Genomic DNA, 17,088 nt, shown 5'->3' with positions numbered 1-17,088 from the left:
GAGCTGCATGAACTTCGAGGAACTCGCGGACCGCTACCGCCGGCACGACTCCGCACGCGTGGTGCACATCGACGCGGCGGGCCGGCGGCGCGAGCTCACCCAGGCCGAGCTGCACGCGCTGGCCACGGAACGCGCCGGGCAGCTGGCCGTCGCCGGCGTGCGGCCGGGCCACGTCGTGGGCATCCGCGCCGCCAACAGCGTCGACTGGCTGGCCTGGGACCTCGCGGCCGTGGCGACGGGGGCCGTGCTGAAGGCGTTCCCTGACGAGATGCCCGTGGACGAGCCCGGCGCGTTCCTCGCCCGGCACGGCCTGGCGCTGCTGATCACCGACGCCGAGGGCCTGCCGGCCCACCCGGCGGTGGTGGCGCCGGACGGCACGCCGGGACGGGACGTCGCGGTCGTCGACGCGCCCCGCGGCGAACCCGGTGACCTGCACAGCCTCGTGTTCTCCTCCGGCACGTCCGGCCGCCTGAAGGGCCTGAACGTCAGCCGGAAGGGCACCGAGTACGTCATCGGCCGGTTCGTCGAGGCGTTCGCCATCACCTCCGCCGACCGGCACCTCATCTTCCTGCCGCTGGCCAACTACCAGCAGCGGCTGTCCGTCTACTGCTGCCTGTGGACCGGCGCCGACCTCGTCCTGGCGCCGTACCAGCGGGTGTTCGCCGCGGTGAAGACCGAGCGGCCGACCTTCCTGATCGGTCCCCCGGTCTTCTACGACACGGTGCTCCAGCTGCACCGCAAGGGCGGCACGGGCACCCTCGCGGCGATGCTGGGCGGCGACATCCGCTTCCTCATCACCGGCATGGCGCCGATCCGGCGGGAGACGCTCGACGCGTTCTGGGCGGAGGAGGTGCCGCTGCTGGAGGCGTACGGGATGACCGAGTCCGGGATGATCGCGTGGAACACCCTCGACGAGCACCGACTGGGCTCCGTGGGCCGCCTGATCGACCCCGACGCGGTCACGCTGCTGCCCGACGGCGAGCTGCTCGTCCACCGCCCGGCCCCGCTGAGCAGCGGCTACTTCGACACCGGCGGCGCGCAGGACGACACGTACCGGCCCGACGGCACCATCGTGACCGGTGACTACGGCGAGCTGGACGCCGACGGCTACCTCACCCTGCTGGGGCGCAAGAAGGACGTCATCGCGCTCGGCAGCGGGCGCAAGGTGCACCCCGCCGAGATCGAGTCGTTCTTCACCGGTATCGCGGAGATCGCCGAGATGGTCGTGGTGCCGACCCCGCAGTCGAGCCGGCTGGGGGCGATCGTCACGCCGGCACCGCCCGCCACGCCGGGCGACGAGGCCGCCGAGGCCGTGATCCGCAAGCGGATCGAGGAGGTCAACCAGGCGCTGGAGCCGCACCAGCGCGTGATGTCGCTGGTCTTCTCCGCGCAGCCGCTGCGCTCCGACCCCCGGTTCATGACCGCCAACATGAAGCTCAGCCGCCCGCTGGCCGCGGCCCACTTCGCGCAGGCCGTGGGAAGCACCGAGGGCGCGGGCGCATGAGCGGGCCCGGCGGCGCGCCCGTGCCGCACCTCGTCGACGCACAGGTGAACCTGGCGAGCGAGCTGGCGATCCCGCGGGCCTTCATCGAGCACCAAGCGGTCAACGCCCACCACCGGCTCGCCGCCTACGGCCACCCCGTCCGCCGGGAGCGGATGGTCGAGCAGACCCTCGCCCTCTACCAGGACGACGACGGCGACCGGCTGGTGGAGGAGATGGACGCCGCCGGTGTGCGGCAGGCGTTCCTGCTCGCCGCCGACTTCTCGCACGCGGCCCGGTGCGCCCTGTCGCCGCCGGAGCTGGCCGCCCTGCACGACCGCGTGAACCGGCGCCACCCCGGGCGGTTCCACGTGTTCTGGGGCGTGGACCCGCGGGCCGGGCAGGACGGGGTGGACCTGTTCGAGAAGTGCGTGGCCGACTACGGGTTCGCCGGCCTGAAGCTGTACCCGCTGTGCGGCTACTCGCCGAGCGACCCGCGGCTGTACCCGTACTTCGAGATCTGCGCGGAGCGCGGCCTGCCGGTGATCAGCCACACCGGACCCGGCTGGGGGCCGCTGGACTTCTCCTACGGCGAGCCGCTGCTGGTGGACCGGGCGGCCCGGGACTTCCCCGGCGTGAACTTCGTCCTGGGCCACGGCGGGGTCACGCACGTGGACGAGGCGACGTACCTCTGCGCGCACCGGCCCAACGTGTATCTCGACATCAGCCAGTTCCACGGCGTGCTCAGCGCGGACGGATGGCAGGCGCACCTGAACCGGCTCTTCCTGATGGGGATCGAGCACAAAATTCTCTTCGGGACCTGCTGGCCCTCCTACCGGATGTCGCATTCGCTCGCCGGACTGGTCCGGGATTTCGCACCGGGTTCGCCGGTTTTCGCCGGGGTGCGGGAATCGGCACGGCGGATGGTGATGGGCGGCAATGCACTCCGGCTGGTCGGCGGAACACAGCGGGCACACCACCGGGAATAACTCGGGAACAACGCTTCGAAAAGGAAGGAAGGACGACCATGGGCAAGGACACGGCCGAGCTGGAGAACGAGCTGGTCGACTGGGTCAGGAAGTGGAACGAGCAGGAGGCGGACGCCGTCGTCACCCCGGAGACGGACCTCAGCGGCACCGGGCTGCTGGACTCCATGGCCCTCGTCGGGCTGGTCTCCTACCTGGAGGAGCGCGCCGACGTGTCGTTCGACTTCGCGACGTTCGACCCGCACGGCGGCGTCACCATACGCGGCCTGATCGGGCACTGCGCCGGATGATCGTCTACGACGGCCACTGCCACGTCGCCTCCACCCGTTTCATCCCGCGGCAGTTCCTGGCCGACGTGGCCGGCAACGTGCACGCCCGGCTGAGCGCCCACGGCGCCGGCCCGGACCCCGGGCGGCTGACGGACGGCTACGCCGCGCAGCACGACGACCACCTGGCCGACGGCCTGGTGGCGGAGATGGACCGGGCCGGCGTGGCCCGGGCGGTGCTGATGGTGCCGGACTTCGGGCTGCGCATGGACTGCCCGCTGCCCATGGCGGAGATGGCGCGCCTGCACCACGAGATCCGGCTGCGGCACCCGGGCCGGTTCTGGGTCTACATCGGCGCCGACCCGCGGCGCGGCCCGGAGGGCCTCGCGGAGTTCGAGCGGAGCCTGGACGCGTACGGCTTCGACGGCCTGAAGCTCTACCCGCCCTGCGGCTACTCGCCCTCCGACCGCGCGCTCTACCCGTACTACGAGGTGTGCGCGGCGCGGGAGCTGCCGGTCTTCGTGCACACGGGGCCCACGGCACGCAGCCTGGACTACGACCCGGCCCACCCGTTGCGCATCGACGCGGCGGCGCGGGACTTCCCGTCGGTCGACTTCGTGCTGGGGCACGCGGGGCTGACGCACGTGGAGACGGCCGGCTACCTGGCGGCCCACCGCCCCAACGTGTACCTGGACATCGGGGGCTTCGCCAGCACGCCGACGCTGCCGCGCTGGCCCGAACACCTGAACCGGCTGTTCCGGCTGGGCGTCAACCACAAGATCATCTTTGGTACGGACTGGCCGCTCAACCGGCTGGCGGACGGCCTCCGGCGGTCGGTCGCGGAGGTCGTGGAGGGCCCCACGGTCTTCGCCGGCGTCGGCCGGCGGGACCGGGAACTCCTGCTGCACGAGAACCTCCTGCGGGTCCTCGCCCCCGCCAGCCGCCCGGCGGCCGGGGCAGGTGCCGGGGCCGGGAGCGGCGGGTGAGGGTCCGCGCCCGCCGCTCAGGCCGCGACGAGGGGGCTGTCGTCGGTGACCGCGGCCAGGAAGCCGGCCAGGAAGTCCTCGAGGTGGGTGAAGGAATCGGCGCAGAACAGCACGGGCTGGTAGGACTCGACCTGGTAGGGCAGGGCGGCCATGGCCGCCACGTCCAGCGGCCGGATCGTGGCCTGCCGGAACTGCTCCAGCTCGGCGCAGGACGACAGCAGGCTCGCGCCGAGCGCCTTCACCCCGCCGTCCTCGCGGACGAGGCCGGACTCCATGGTGAACCAGAAGACCCGGGAGACCAGCGCGACGGCCTCGTCGGACTCCAGCCGGCGCACCGTGCGGCCGATGAGTTCGTAGAGGGCCGCCAGGCGCGGGTTCGCCAGGTGGCTGCCGTGCCCCACCACCTCGTGGATCATGTCGGGTTCCGGCGAGAAGCGGGGCATGGAGGCGTGCCGGACGTACTGGGTGGCCTGGAAGCGGCGGTCGGCGAGCGATCCGTAGAAGTCGCGGACGCCCACCAGCCCCGCGGCCGGGCTGAGCGTGAACCCGGTTGCCCGCCGGATCGTGGCGGACGCCTCGCTCAGCTGCGGCAGCCGGTCGGCGGGCAGCGCCAGGCGCTCCACGCCCGCCAGGAACTCGCGGCAGCCGTACGTCCGGTGCTTCGCGGTCAGCTCGGCGCCGACGGTCCGCCAGGTCGCGTGCTCCTCCTCGGTGTACGCGATGTACGGCGCCGGCCGGCCGGGAACGTGCCGCAGCGCGGCGTCGGCTATGGCGGCTCGGTGTTTCTGGTACTGCGGGTCGTTGTAGCCCGGATGGTCCCTGGAGAACACCACGGAAACAATTCCGTTGTCCTCCTTGATGACGGGGGAATAAAGGGTGGCTTCCTTGAACACGAGGTTCCTTTCGTAGCTGCCCTCGAAAGTGCTCGCCGCATCGGCAGCAGCCCCGGCGGACGACGTGAAAATACTAGCCATCGATGCAAGGGGCGTCACCCTCGAACAATCCAGGTTCGGGCTGCCGCAAATTCGCACCGGAATTCCCGGGCGGGGCGCCCCGGAGAGGAAGCAGTGAACGGTCGGAGTCCCCGGTGGACGGTCGGCGGTCCGGATCTCGACCTGGCCGATCCGCACTTCTACACGGACCCGCGGCACCACGGGATCTGGCGTGCCGCCCGCGACGCCCACCCCGTCGCCTGGACCGAGTCGGCCCGCACCGGCGGGTTCTGGTCGGTCACCACGCACGCCGAGGGCAGTGCGGTGCTGAGGAACCCGCAGGTGTTCGTCTCCGGCCTGGGCATGCGGCTGGGCGCGGACCCCCGCGGGGTCGAGGCGGCCGCCGGCCGGATGCTGGTGGTCTCCGACGGCGCCGCGCACCGCCGGCTGCGCTCCGCCCACCAGTCGTGGTTCAACGGCCGGGCCGTCGCGGCGCTCCTGCCGGTGCTGCGCCGGCAGGTCGACGCGCGCCTCGGTGAACTGCTGGCGCGCGGCGGTCCGTTCGACGCGGTCGCCGAGCTCGCGGAGTGGATGCCCACCTGGGTGCTGTTCGAGATGATGGACATCCCGGGGCCCGACCGGGACGAGCTGGCGGGCATCATGGCCCGGGCGTTCGACGACGCCGACGAGAGCGCGGCGGGCGCCGCCGGCCGCACGGCCGCGCACACCGAGATCTTCGCGTACTTCGCCGGCCTGCTCGACGACCGCCGGGACTGCCCCGGCCGGGACATCGTGAGCTCGCTCGCCACCGCGGAGGCCCACGGCCGGCCCTTCACCGACGACGAGGTCCTCCTCAACTGCGACGGCCTGATGAACGGCGGCCTGGAGACGACGCCGCACGCGGTGTCCGGCGCCCTGCTCGCCCTCGCCCGGCGGCCGGACGCCTGGCGGCTGCTGAAGCAGGACCCGGGCCTGCTCGACACCGCCGTCGAGGAGGTGCTCCGCTGGACGTCACCCGCCCTGCACGCCATGCGCACCGCCGCCGAGGACACCACGCTGGGCGGGGCCCGGATCCGGCGGGGCGACCGGGTGGTCGTCTGGCTCCCCTCGTGCAACCACGACGAACGGGTCTTCCCCGACCCCGACGCGTTCGAGATCGGCCGGCGCCCCAACCCGCACCTCGGCTTCGGCGGCGGCCCGCACTACTGCGTCGGCTCGACGCTGGCCCGCGCCGAGGTGCGCTGCCTGCTGGAGGCCCTGCTGCGGCACGTGAAGTCGATCGAGGTGACGGGTGACGCACCGCGCCGGCCGTCCAACTTCCTGCGCGGGCTGCAGCGCCTGGAGGTGGAGCTGGTGCCCGAGGCCGGGAACGGCCGCGGGGCCGGCGCCGACGGAGAGGAGGACGTCCATGTCCACGAGGCCCACGAGCACGTCCGGGCTACTGGTGACGCAGCTGGTGACGCCGCCTGACGGGAACGGCGGACGGGCCGTGGAGGTCCCGCCCGGCCGAGCGGTGACCTTCGGCCGGGGCGCGGCCGGGCAGCCGGTGGACGTGGCACTCGACGACCCCGGCGGCGGGCCCGTGGCCGGCCGCATCCGGGCGGCCCACGGCTTCTGGCTGCTCAGCAACCTCAGCCTGGCCCGCACCGTCGTCGTGGAGAACGCCGAGGGGGGCGGCGAGTACCTGCGGGTGCCGCCCGGCCGGCTGGAGATGCCCGTGCCGTTCACCCGGGCCCGGGTGCTGCTGCCCGCGGCGGGCGGCCTGCTCTCCCTGGAGGTGACCGCCCCCGACCCCCTCTACCTGGACGCGGCCCTCCCCGCGGAGTGCCCCGACGACCACATGGCGCGGGCCTTCTCCCTGGACTGCATGGCCAAGTACTTCCTGGTGCTGGTGGCCCTGTGCGAGCCCCGGCTCGGCGACCCCTCGGACCCGGCCATCCCCGGCACCCGGGAGATCGTCGAGCGGCTGCGCGGCCTGGACTCCTGCCGGTCGATCACCCAGGCCGCCGTCAACTTCCACATCGACTACCTGGCCCGCCACAAGCTGCGGGTCAGGGACCGGCTCTCACCGGGCGGCGGGCTGCGGGCCAACTGGCAGCGCGAGGCCGTGGTCTCCACGGCCCTGCGCTTCGGCGTGGTGCGCCAGGAGCACCTGGCGCTGCTGGGCGCCCGGTGAGCCGCCGGGACCGCCACCGGCCGGGACCGGCCGGCCCGGCGTCACCAGGCGTACGCCTCCGGCGCCGGCCCGCCCGGGCCCGGGAAGAGGGCGTCGAACTCCTTGAGCACGGCCTCGTCGAGCCGCACGGACAGGGCCTTCGTCGCGCCCTCCAGCTGCGCCACCGTACGGGGACCCACGACCGGGGCGGTGACGCCCGGGCGGTGCAGCAGCCAGGCGAGCCCGACCGACGCCGGGTCCTCCCCCAGCTCCGCGCACCGGCTCTCGTAGGCCGCGATGCGGTCCCGGTGCTGCTCCAGCAGCCGGCGCGTCTTCGGCTCCTTGCTGCGGCCGGCCGCCCCCTCACGCTCCTCGCGCCGCAGCACGCCGGCCAGCAGACCGCCCTGGAGCGGGCTGTAGGGGAGGAGGCCGATGCCGTACTCCTCGCAGGCGGGCAGCACCTCCAGCTCGACCGTGCGCTCCAGGAGGTTGTAGACCGACTGCTCGCTGACCAGGCCGCGCGAGCCGCGCCGGCGGGCGGTCTCCTGGGCGCGGGCCAGGTGCCAGCCGGCGAAGTTGGACGAGCCCGCGTAGACCACCTTGCCCTGGGCGACGAGGAGTTCCACGGCCTCCCACACCTCTTCCCAGGGGGTGGTGCGGTCGATGTGGTGCAGCTGGAAGAGGTCGAGGTGGTCGGTGCCCAGCCGGCGCAGGGACGCCTCGCAGGCGCGCCGAATGTGCAGGGCGGACAGCCGTCCGCTGTTGGGGGTGCGGCCCATGGGCCCGTACGCCTTGGTGGCGAGGACCACCTGCTCGCGGCGGCCCGGTGCCGCGGCGAGCCAGCGGCCGATGATCTGCTCGGTGATGCCCTCGCCGAGCTTCCAGCCGTAGATGTCGGCGGTGTCGAAGAAGTTGATGCCCAGCTCGAGGGCGCGGCTCATGATGCGGTGCGCCTCGTCCTCGGGGGTGTGCGGGCCGAAGTTCATGGTGCCCAGCGCCAGCCGGCTCACCTGCACCCCCGAACGGCCAAGGTTCCGGTACCTCACCGGCACGTCTTCCTCCCGCGGCGTGATGGGGACGGCAACCCGGCGACCCTACCGCCGGCACCGGCAGCCCCACCAGCCCCATCTGCCCCTGTTGACAGGCGAATTGGCCGCGGCACAGGATCACGGGGGTGCCGGCTGACAGTCAGGGGGACGATGTGTCGGACGTTTCGGCGGGTGCAGTGGACGCGGTGAACGCCCCGGATGCCGTGGATGCCGTGACCGCGCGGCCGCCCCTGTCGTTCGCGCAGCGCCGGCTGTGGTTCCTGCACCAGCTGGAGGGCGCGAGCGCCACGTACCACCTGCCGCTGGTCGTACGGTTGCACGGCGACCTCGACGAGGACGCCTTCGAGGCCGCCGTGCAGGACCTGGCCGGCCGGCACGAGGTGCTGCGCACCCGGTACGAGGAGCGGGACGGCGAACCGGTCCAGTGCGTCCTGCCCGCCGGGCGGGCCCGCGTCCCCGTGGACTTCCTCCCCTGCCGGCCGGCCGAGGCCGACCGCACGGTGTCCGCGCTGCTCACCCGGCCCCTGGACCTCGCCTCCGGGCTCCCCCTCCGCGTCACGGTGCTGCGCACCGGCCCCGCCGAGCGGATCCTGGTGCTGGTCCTGCACCACATCGCCGGCGACGGCTGGTCCATGGGGCCGCTCGCGGCGGACCTCGCCGACGCCTACGCGGCCCGCCGCGCCGGGCACGCGCCGCGCCGGGAGCCGCTGCCCGTCCAGTACGCGGACCACGCCGTGCGGCAGCGCGAGGCGCTCGGCTCCGCGGCGGACCCGGGCAGCCCGCTCGCCGCACGGCTGGACTTCTGGCGGACGTTCCTGGCCGGGCTGCCCGAGGAACTCCCGCTGCCCACCGACCGCCCGCGTCCCGCGACCGCGTCCCACCGCGGCGGGAGCGTCCCCTTCCGGCTCGACGCCTGGACCCACGGGGACCTGGAGGACCTCGCCCGGCGCCACAAGGCCACGGTGTTCATGGTGCTGCACGCCGCCCTGGCCGTCGTCCTGACCCGCGTCGGCTGCGGCACCGACATCCCCGTCGGCACGGCCGTGGCCGGACGCCCGGAGGAGGCGCTGGAGGACCTGGTCGGGCTCTTCGTCAACACCCTCGTGCTGCGCGCCGACACCTCGGGGGCGCCCACCTTCGCCGAGCTCCTGGAGCGGGTGCGGGATGCCGACCTGGCGGCCTACGAACACGCGGACCTGCCCTTCGAGCTGCTGGTGGAGCATCTGCGGCCCACGCGGTCGCTCGCCCGCCACCCGCTGTTCCAGGTCTTCCTCTCCCTGGGCGTGGGCGGCACCCCCGACGTGCGGCTGGAGGGGCTGCGCAACACGCCCCGCGCGGTGTCGACCGGCACCGCCAAGTTCGACCTGACCTTCTACCTGCACGAACGGTTCGGCGCGGACGGCACCCCGGCGGGCATCGGCGGTGCCCTGGAGTACGACGCGGACCTGTTCGACGAGGAGAGCGCGAAGGCCCTCGCGGGCCGGCTGGCCCGGGTACTGGAGTCGGTCGCGGCCGACCCGCGGCAGCGCGTCGACAGCATCGACGTGCTCGGCGCGGACGAACGGCACCGGCTGCTCGTCGAGGGCAACGCGACCGGCCGGCCCCTGCCGGACACGTCCGTGCCGGACCTCGTCGCCGAGCAGGCCCGGCGGTCGCCCGGCGACGCCGCCGTGCTCTTCGGCGACACCGTGCTGACCTACGCCGGGCTGGCCCGGCGCGTCGACCGGCTGGCGCGGGAGCTCCTGGCCCGCGGCGCGGGCCCGGAGCGGCTGGTCGGCGTCATGCTCACCCGGTCCGAGCAGCTGCCGGTGGCCCTGCTCGCCGTGCTCAAGGCCGGTGCCGCGTACCTGCCGCTGGCGCCCGACAGCCCGCCGGAGCGCACCGCCTTCGTGCTGGCGGACGCCCGGCCGGTGCTGATGCTGACCGACACGGCAGCGGCGGCCGCACTGCCGCCGGAGGCTTCCGTTCCGCGCCTGGTGCTCGACGAGTTGACACTCGACGAGGACGAGGGGGACGAAGGGGACGAGGCCGCCCCCGCCTCCGTCCACCCCGACACCGCCGCCTACGTCATCTACACCTCCGGCTCGACCGGCCGCCCCAAGGGCGTCGTGGTGACCCGGCGCAACCTGCTCAACCTCCTCACGGACCTGCGGGAGCGGTTCCCGCTCGGCCGGGGCGACCGCGTGCTCGCCGTCACCACGCTCGCCTTCGACATCGCCGCGCTGGAGATGTACCTCCCCCTGCTCGGCGGCGCGGCCGTGGTCGTCGCCCCGGCCGACGCCGTACGCGATCCCGCCGCGCTCGGCGCGCTCGTACGCCGCCACGGCGTCACCGTCGCCCAGGGCACCCCCGGCCTGTGGGACATGGTGCGCACCGCCGACCCCGGGGCCGTCCGCGGCCTGCGCATCATGATCGGCGGCGAGGCGCTGCCCGGTGCGCTGGCCGAGGCCCTCGCCGCGCTCGGCGCCGACGTCACCAACGGCTACGGCCCGACGGAGACGACCGTCTACTCGGTCTGCGCCCCGCTCTCGGAGCCCTGGCCGGGCGGCCCGACGCCCATCGGGCGGCCGGTCGCCAACACCGCCGTGCGGGTGCTGGACGGCCGGCTGCGGCCGGTGCCGGCCGGCACGGCCGGCGAGCTGTACCTCGCCGGCACCGGTGTCTCGCGCGGCTACCTCGACCGGCCGGGCCTGACCGCCGAACGCTTCGTCGCCGACCCGTACGGGCCGCCCGGCAGCCGCATGTACCGCACGGGCGACCTGGTCCGGCAGGCCCGCGACGGCCGGCTCGTCTTCCTCGGCAGGACCGACCACCAGGTGAAGATCCGCGGCTTCCGCATCGAACCGGGCGAGATCGAGGCCGCCCTGGCCGACGACCCGGAGGTGGGGCGCGCCGTCGTCCTGGCCCGCGAGGACGACGGCCCCGCCGGGCCGGGGACCGGCCTCCGGCTGGTCGCGTACGTCACCCCCGGCGCAGGGTCCCCGCCGGACACCGCCGCACTGCGGGCCCGGCTGGCCCGCCGGCTGCCGGACTACATGGTGCCGTCGGCGCTGGTGGTGCTCGACGCCCTGCCGCTGACGCCCAACGGCAAGGTCGACCGGGCGGCGCTGCCCGCGCCCGGCGCGCCCGCCGTCGCCGGCCGGCCCCGCACGCCCACCGAGGAGATCCTCACCCGCCTCTTCGCCGAGTCCCTGGGCCTGCCCGACGTCGGCCCCGACGACAGCTTCTTCGACCTGGGCGGGCACTCGATGCTCGCCGTGCGGCTGGTCCGCCGGGTCCGGGAGGCGCTGGGCGCCGAGGCCGGCGTACGGGCGCTCTTCGAACACCCCACCGCCGCCCGGCTGGCGCGGTGGCTGGCCCGGGGCGGGCAGGGCGGCGACCTGGGGGCCGTGCTGTCGTACCGCACGGCGGGCGACCGCATCCCGCTGTTCCTCGTGCCCGCCGCCAACGGCCTGGGCTGGTGCTACGCGGCCCTGCCGCAGCACGTGCCGGAGGGCCACCCCGTGCACGCCCTCCAGGACCCCCGGCTGGTGACGGGCCGTCCGGAACCCCTGTCCGTGCGGCAGCTCGCCGCGCATTACGTGCGGCAGTTGCGCGACGTGCGGCCGAAGGGGCCGTACGCGCTGGCGGGCTGGTCGTTCGGCGGCACGGTCGCCCAGCAGATCGCGGCCGGACTGCGGGCGGAGGGCGAGGACGTGGCGCTGCTCGCCCTCTTCGACGCCTACCCCGGCGCCCCCGCCACCTCCACCGACGTCGCGGACGTCCTGGACCTGGCGCTGGGCGGGGTCGCCGACCCGGCGTGGCAGGACCTGCCCGGCCGGCCCCCTGCGGCGGAGATCCTCACGGTGCTGAGGGAGGCCGGCAGCCCCCTGGGCACGCTGGACGAAGGGACGCTGGAGACGCTGCTCGCGGTGACCGGGGAGAACCTCCGTGCCATGGCGGAGCACACCCCGGACCCCTTCGACGGCCCGGTGCTGTTCTTCGACGCCACGCAGGACGGCCGCGACGGCCGTGCGTCGGCGACGTGGGGGCCGTTCCTCGGCGGCGCGCGGGAGATCCACCGCCTGGCGGTGGCCCACGACGGCATGGTGGGCGCGGAGGCCCTGCGCACCGCGGGCCCGCTGCTGGCGGCGCGGCTGGGCGCGCAGGGGTAGGACTCGGCGCTTCCCGGGGAAGGATGCCCCTGACGGTCAGCCGAGCGAGTGGGTGGACGCGATGCCTCTTGAGGGCGAGTACGGGCCGAGTCCGGCGCAGTGGGTGCGCGAGCAGGTCGAGCTGTACGAGAGTTCGGGGGGCACACAGGGCACCACGCTCTGGGACACGGGCCTGCCGGTCGTGATCGTCACGATGCGCGGTGCGAAGAGCGGCAGGGTCCGCAAGGTTCCGCTGATGCGCGTGGAGCACGAGGGGCGGTACGCGGCGGTGGCCTCGAAGGGCGGCTTCCCTCGCCACCCGGTCTGGTACTTCAACCTCAAGGCCGACCCGCGGGTGGTCCTCCAGGACGGCCCCCGGCGCGAGGCCATGGTGGCCCGTGAGCTCACCGGGGACGAGAGGGACCGGTGGTGGCGGCGCGCGGTCGCCGCGTATCCGCCGTACGCCGAGTACCAGGAGAAGACCTCCCGCGTGATCCCCGTCTTCGTCCTCGAACCCGAGCACCCGGCCGGGGCGGCGGACACCCCGGCGCCGGCGGGGGACTGAGCGGCTCCTTTCACGCCGCTCCCCCTGCGGGCCTCCCTTCGTGCGCGCGTGCGAGGTGGTGCTGGAGGCGGGTGTGGCGGAACTGGTAGACCGCGCCCGACTGGCGGAGGACGCCGCGCTCGTAGGCGTCCTCCAGGAACGCGACGGGGGACCGGGGCAGACGGCCGGTGAGCGGCAGCCAGATGCGGCCGAAGACCACCCACTGGCCCCAGGCGGTCAGGGCCAGCACATAGCCGAGGGGGCCGCAGAGGCCACTGATGACGGCGAGCTTGAGGGTGGCCGTGGGGCTCCAGACGAGGGGACCCAGGACGAGTGACAGCGGCTGGATCAGCGCCCAGGGGCCCAGGGCGAGCAGCAGGGCGAAGGTGGGGGCCCAGACGAAGAACTGGGTGACGACCGTGCGGCAGTTCGTCCGCAGCAGGCTCACCGGGTTGACGGCGGACCGGATGTCGAGGGGGGACTCCAGGGCGTCGAGGAGGCCGAAGGTGGGACCGGTCGCCAGGGCGAAGACCAGTCCGTAGACGAGGGCGTCCAGCAGGGCGGCGCGCAGCGCGAGTGCCGGGCCGGCGTGCATGAGGAGGCCGTTGAGCACGCCGCGCACGTAGCCGTAGCCGAACCCGAAGACCAGGCCGCACAGGATGCCGACGAGGAACCGCTGCCCGGTTCTTCGCCTGCTCCGCCCGGTGCGGCCGAAGAGCTTCAGGCGTACGTCGGTCGGCGCGACCACGGTGCCCCGGGCCGCGACGAGGAACCAGTAGGTGATCCCGAACATGATGCCGGCGACGAGGCCGGCCACCAGTCCGTCCGCGAGCTGGTAGCCGACGGGGTCGAAGAGGGTGCCGACGGCGGCGTCGACCACGCCGATGGCCACGGCGACCACCACCGCGGTCACCAGGGTGCGCGTGGCGCGGCCGAGCCCCGCACCGAGGCGCCACCACTCCAGGTTGGGGGTGTCGAGCCGGGTGAGGTGGTGGGCGAGGTAGCCGAGCCAGTGCCGGCTGCGGTCGGGGTCGAAGCCGGGGCGCGGCCGGCCGCCGGGGCGGTGGTCCGGGCGGGGCCGGTAGACGGTGGCGGTGAAGTTGTCGAGGAGGTGCTCCTCCAGCTCGCCGGGGCTGCCGAAGCGCTCGGTGTCCAGGAGCGCGGCCGGGTCGTGGCCGGAGGTGTCGCTGTAGACGGCGCGGGCGAGGGTGACCATGAGGGGGGTGGTCAGCACGGGGGCGAGGTTGGCGCCGGCCCTGCTGTCCGGCCGTTCCCGCAGCTCGGTGAGGACCGGGTCCCACGCCGTCCCGGCGGCGTTGCCGCGGCGGGCCTTGCGGGTGGTGCGCGGCAGGTAGTCGGCGAGGTCGTCCAGGGTGAGGTCGGTCAGCTGCACCGCGGCCGCGGAGGTGAGCACGTCGGTCTCCCCCACGGCGGCGGCGTACTCGGCCGGACGGCTCGTCAGGAGCAGGGGCAGCACGGTGGCGTTGAGCGCTTCGAGCGCGGGGCGGCGCAGGCCGTCGGCGATCTCGTCGAAGCCGTCCAGGACGGGCAGCACCCGTCCGGTCTCGACCAGGGCGGCGGCGAGGCTGGTCCCGCCGGGGCCGGGGGCGGCGAGACCGGGGTGGTCGCGCCTCAGCTGGGCGATGAGCCAGTCCCGCAGCGTGATGGCGGTGGGGTCCCACGAGCCGATGCTGAAGATCACCGGTACGGCCTCGGCGCGGCCCCTCGCCTTGAGGTGCTCCAGGACGAAGCGGACGGCGAGGATCGTCTTCCCGGAGCCGGGCCGGCCCAGGACGACCAGCCGTCCGGAGGGTATGCGGCGGTAGACGTCCAGCACGTCGTTCAGCCGCCCGCCCAGGTCGAGCGGGCCGTGCTCCGCACCGGCGGGCAGGCGGCGGATGTTGGCCCAGTGGTCGGTGAGGTCCTCCGGGCCGGTCCGCCAGCGCACCGGCAGGGGGTAGGGGTCGTGGACCTGCCGCTGTTCCTCCTCGCGCTGCCAGCGGGCGGCCACCGCCTGCGCGAGGTGCTCGGCGACGTCGGCGAGGGTGGCGTGCAGGCCCGGAGCCGGAGGTTCTGGAACGGACCGTTCCGGAACCTCCGGCTCCGGAAGCGGCGGGCCCTCGTCCGGTGGCGCGGCGGGCGGCGCGGCGAGGGGGGCTGTCGCAGGAGCCGCCGCCACTGCCGCTGCCCCTGCCGGAGAGGATCGTTCCGCCGCCTCGGTCCCGGCCGGCCGGCCGCCGGGCCCCGTCCTGCGGACGGCGGCCGCCAGCAGCTCCTCGCGCGCCTCCGGCGTCAGCCCGAGGGCGTCGGCGAGCCGGCGCACCGTCGTCACCCGGGGATCGGCGCGCTCGCCGGTCTCCAGCCCGCGGACGGTGCGGACCCCCACCCCGGCGTGTTCCGCCAGGTCCTCCTGGGTCATCCCCGCCTCGCGCCGCAGCTGCCGCAGCAGCGTGCTGAACTCATTGGCCACAGGTCACGGTCTCCCCCCGGGACGTGTCGTTTCCCCAGCTGAGGGACTCTAGCGCGGCCACCGGCCGGATACGGCCGGTCCTGTGGCCTGTCCTGCCGGGCCCGCCGGGGCCAGCGTCGTCGGCGTCCACCGACCGACCCACCGGAGCACGGAGAGCCGCGATGCCGACGACCGCACCCACCGGCCGACCGACCGCACACCCCACCGTCCCGCCGGCCGCCACGGCCGCGCGCACCCAGTTCGCCGCACCCGCCGCCGCGCCCCTCGGGCGCCAGGAGCGCGAAGTGCTCTACGCGGTCGGCTGCGGCCTGCGGGACGAGGAGATCGCCGCCGCCCTCGCCATCCCCGAGGACGCCGTGGCCCGGCACCTCGCCCGCATCCTCACCGCGCTCGGGCTGCGCGACCGTTCCGCCGCCATCGTCCACGCGTTCGACTGCGGCCTGGTCGCCCCCGGCCGCGGCCCCCGCCGGCCGGGGACGGGGCCCGTGCCGCGGGCCGCGGCCCGCCGGGCGCCCGGCCCGCGGCTGCGGATCTCCCTCCTGGGACCGCTGCAGGCGTGGTGCGACGGCCGGCCCGTGGAACTGGGGCACCTGCGCCAGCAGGCCGTCCTGGCAGCCCTGGCGCTCCGCCCGGGACGGACGGTGAGCCAGCAGGAACTGCTCGACGGCGTCTGGGGGATGGAACCGCCGGTCACCAAGGTCGTCCCGGTGTACATCTACCGGCTGCGCAAGGCGCTGGGCACGGCCGACGGCGCGGGCGCGGTGATCGAGCGCGACCGGTACGGCTACCGTCTGCTCCCCGCGGCGGCCACCGTGGACGTGGCGCGCATGGAGGACCTGGCCGCCACGGCCGGCACGGCGGAGCGGGCCGGGGACCTGGCCGAGGCGGTCCGCGCCTGCTCCCGCGCGCTGGACCTGTTCCGCGGGGAGCCCCTGGCGGGCCTGCCGGGTCCGGCCGCCGAACTGGAGCGGCTGCGGCTGGCCGAACGGAGGATCACGCTCGCGCAGCGGAAGCTCGACTGGCGGCTGCGCCTGGGCGAACACGCCGAGGCGGTCGCCGAACTGTCGGCCCTGGCCGCGGCGCAGCCCCTGAACGAACCGGTCGCGGCGATGCTGATGCGCGCGCTGTACCGCGACGGGCGGCAGGCCGACGCGCTGGCCGTGTTCGGCCGCACCCGCCGCCGCCTGGCCGAGGAACTGGGGGTGCCGCCGGGCCGGCTGCTGCTGCGGACCCGTCAGATGATCCTGCGCGGCGACGAGGCCGGCCTGCGTTCCGCGGGACCGGCGGCATGACCGCGCCGGAGCCGCGCACCGGCGGCGAGGAACTCCTGCTGGCCCGCATCTCGGCGGCGGCAGGCCGGGCGCGCATCGGCAAGCGGCGCGCCACGTACGCCGCGACCGCGCGCACGGTCCCGGCACGCACCGCGCCGTCCCGCGGCGCCGGCGGCGCGCTCGCGTACCCCTGGCACCTCTGCCGCATCTGGTACGACCGGTGTGCCCGGTACGTCCGGTGGCCCGCCGCGACGGCGGGCACGGTGGCCCGGCTGGATCTGTACGAGCGTGGCATGACGGTGACGGTCCACGACCGGATCCACGTCGTCCGGTACGAGTCCGCCGCCGTCTTCCAGGAGGTGACCCGGCACCGGGACGACCCGGCGCGCTTCACCACCGCCTACACGCTGACGGCGCTCGGCGGGGAGTGCATCGTGCTGCGGAGCACGTCGGAGCGCGGCGGCGGTACGGCGGCGTGGGGGCCGGAGCTCCAGCGGGCCGTCGCCCAGGCCCGGCTGCCGCGCGCCCTGGCCGCCCTGCGCGACGGCGAGCGGCTCGCGTTCGGGGACTTCCGCCTGTCCGCGGAGGAGATCGTCTGCGGGAAGGCGGCCGCCCGGTGGGAGCTGGTCGAGCGGACCGCGATCCGCAACGGGCGCGTGGAGGTCCACGTCGGCGGCGCCGGCCCCCTGCTCGCCTGCGACGTGTCCGGTGTGCCCAACCTGTTCCTCTTCTGGACGCTCGTCGAGCGCCTGCGACCGGGTGACGGCGACGCCTGACCACACCTCCGACGTCACACCGGCCCCCGCACGTTTCATC

13 protein-coding genes are annotated in these 17,088 nt (G+C 74.9%); 10 read left to right on the top strand and 3 right to left on the bottom strand.

The features are described 5' to 3' along the window. Nucleotides 1–7 precede the first annotated feature (7 nt). The 4 genes from IE305_RS18560 to IE305_RS18545 are packed head-to-tail and all read left to right on the top strand — an operon-like array spanning nt 8 to nt 3,718. Nucleotides 8–1,504 carry an AMP-binding protein gene (locus IE305_RS18560; protein ID WP_190130766.1) on the top strand — a complete coding sequence of 499 codons (1,497 nt, stop codon included), beginning with the start codon at nt 8–10 and terminating at the stop codon, nt 1,502–1,504. Beyond that, nucleotides 1,501–2,469: an amidohydrolase family protein gene (locus tag IE305_RS18555; protein WP_190130765.1), complete on the top strand. Its 969-nt coding sequence runs from the start codon at nt 1,501–1,503 to the stop codon at nt 2,467–2,469. The genes IE305_RS18560 and IE305_RS18555 overlap by 4 nt, the downstream gene beginning before the upstream one ends. A 38-nt stretch (nt 2,470–2,507) precedes the next feature. Further along, complete coding sequence (locus IE305_RS18550) at nt 2,508–2,756, top strand: acyl carrier protein (RefSeq protein WP_190130764.1); 249 nt, start codon at nt 2,508–2,510, stop codon at nt 2,754–2,756. Further along, nucleotides 2,753–3,718 (top strand): amidohydrolase family protein, encoded by a 966-nt coding sequence (locus IE305_RS18545; RefSeq protein WP_190130763.1) that lies wholly within the window; start codon nt 2,753–2,755, stop codon nt 3,716–3,718. Before IE305_RS18550 ends, IE305_RS18545 begins: the two co-directional genes overlap by 4 nt. Nucleotides 3,719–3,735: 17 nt before the next feature. Here IE305_RS18545 and IE305_RS18540 read toward each other — a convergent pair whose 3' ends face one another. Further along, nucleotides 3,736–4,611, bottom strand: a complete 876-nt coding sequence (locus IE305_RS18540; protein WP_190130762.1) for a phenylalanine 4-monooxygenase — start codon at nt 4,609–4,611, stop codon at nt 3,736–3,738. Between the two features lie 174 nt (nt 4,612–4,785). On the opposite strand from IE305_RS18540, the gene IE305_RS18535 reads away from it, so the two are divergent. Together IE305_RS18535 and IE305_RS18530 are read left to right on the top strand one after the other, a co-directional pair. After that, complete coding sequence (locus IE305_RS18535) at nt 4,786–6,120, top strand: cytochrome P450 (protein ID WP_190130761.1); 1,335 nt, start codon at nt 4,786–4,788, stop codon at nt 6,118–6,120. Continuing rightward, nucleotides 6,059–6,826 carry a serine/threonine protein kinase gene (locus IE305_RS18530; protein ID WP_229891161.1) on the top strand — a complete coding sequence of 256 codons (768 nt, stop codon included), beginning with the start codon at nt 6,059–6,061 and terminating at the stop codon, nt 6,824–6,826. Before IE305_RS18535 ends, IE305_RS18530 begins: the two co-directional genes overlap by 62 nt. A gap of 41 nt (nt 6,827–6,867) precedes the next feature. Here the strand turns inward: IE305_RS18530 and IE305_RS18525 are convergent, their stop codons facing one another. Next, nucleotides 6,868–7,851, bottom strand: a complete 984-nt coding sequence (locus IE305_RS18525; RefSeq protein WP_190130760.1) for an aldo/keto reductase — start codon at nt 7,849–7,851, stop codon at nt 6,868–6,870. 188 nt (nt 7,852–8,039) lie between these two features. Between IE305_RS18525 and IE305_RS18520 the strand changes: the two genes are divergently transcribed. Next, nucleotides 8,040–12,008, top strand: a complete 3,969-nt coding sequence (locus IE305_RS18520; RefSeq protein WP_190130759.1) for a non-ribosomal peptide synthetase — start codon at nt 8,040–8,042, stop codon at nt 12,006–12,008. Nucleotides 12,009–12,069: 61 nt separating this feature from the next. Continuing rightward, a complete protein-coding gene (locus IE305_RS18515) occupies nt 12,070–12,552 on the top strand; it encodes a nitroreductase family deazaflavin-dependent oxidoreductase (protein WP_190130758.1) in 483 nt (160 codons plus the stop codon). A 10-nt stretch (nt 12,553–12,562) separates the two neighbouring features. Here IE305_RS18515 and IE305_RS18510 read toward each other — a convergent pair whose 3' ends face one another. Then, nucleotides 12,563–15,001, bottom strand: a complete 2,439-nt coding sequence (locus IE305_RS18510; RefSeq protein ID WP_190130757.1) for a helix-turn-helix domain-containing protein — start codon at nt 14,999–15,001, stop codon at nt 12,563–12,565. A 161-nt stretch (nt 15,002–15,162) separates the two neighbouring features. On the opposite strand from IE305_RS18510, the gene IE305_RS18505 reads away from it, so the two are divergent. Beyond that, nucleotides 15,163–16,293 carry an AfsR/SARP family transcriptional regulator gene (locus tag IE305_RS18505; protein ID WP_190130756.1) on the top strand — a complete coding sequence of 377 codons (1,131 nt, stop codon included), beginning with the start codon at nt 15,163–15,165 and terminating at the stop codon, nt 16,291–16,293. Then, nucleotides 16,290–17,048 (top strand): DUF6585 family protein, encoded by a 759-nt coding sequence (locus IE305_RS18500; protein ID WP_190130755.1) that lies wholly within the window; start codon nt 16,290–16,292, stop codon nt 17,046–17,048. The genes IE305_RS18505 and IE305_RS18500 overlap by 4 nt, the downstream gene beginning before the upstream one ends. Nucleotides 17,049–17,088: the final 40 nt, after the last annotated feature.

Origin of the sequence: Streptomyces mashuensis, assembly GCF_014654785.1 — a bacterium.
GTDB lineage: Bacteria > Actinomycetota > Actinomycetes > Streptomycetales > Streptomycetaceae > Streptomyces > Streptomyces mashuensis.
This window is presented reverse-complemented; position numbering and strand designations above follow the sequence as displayed.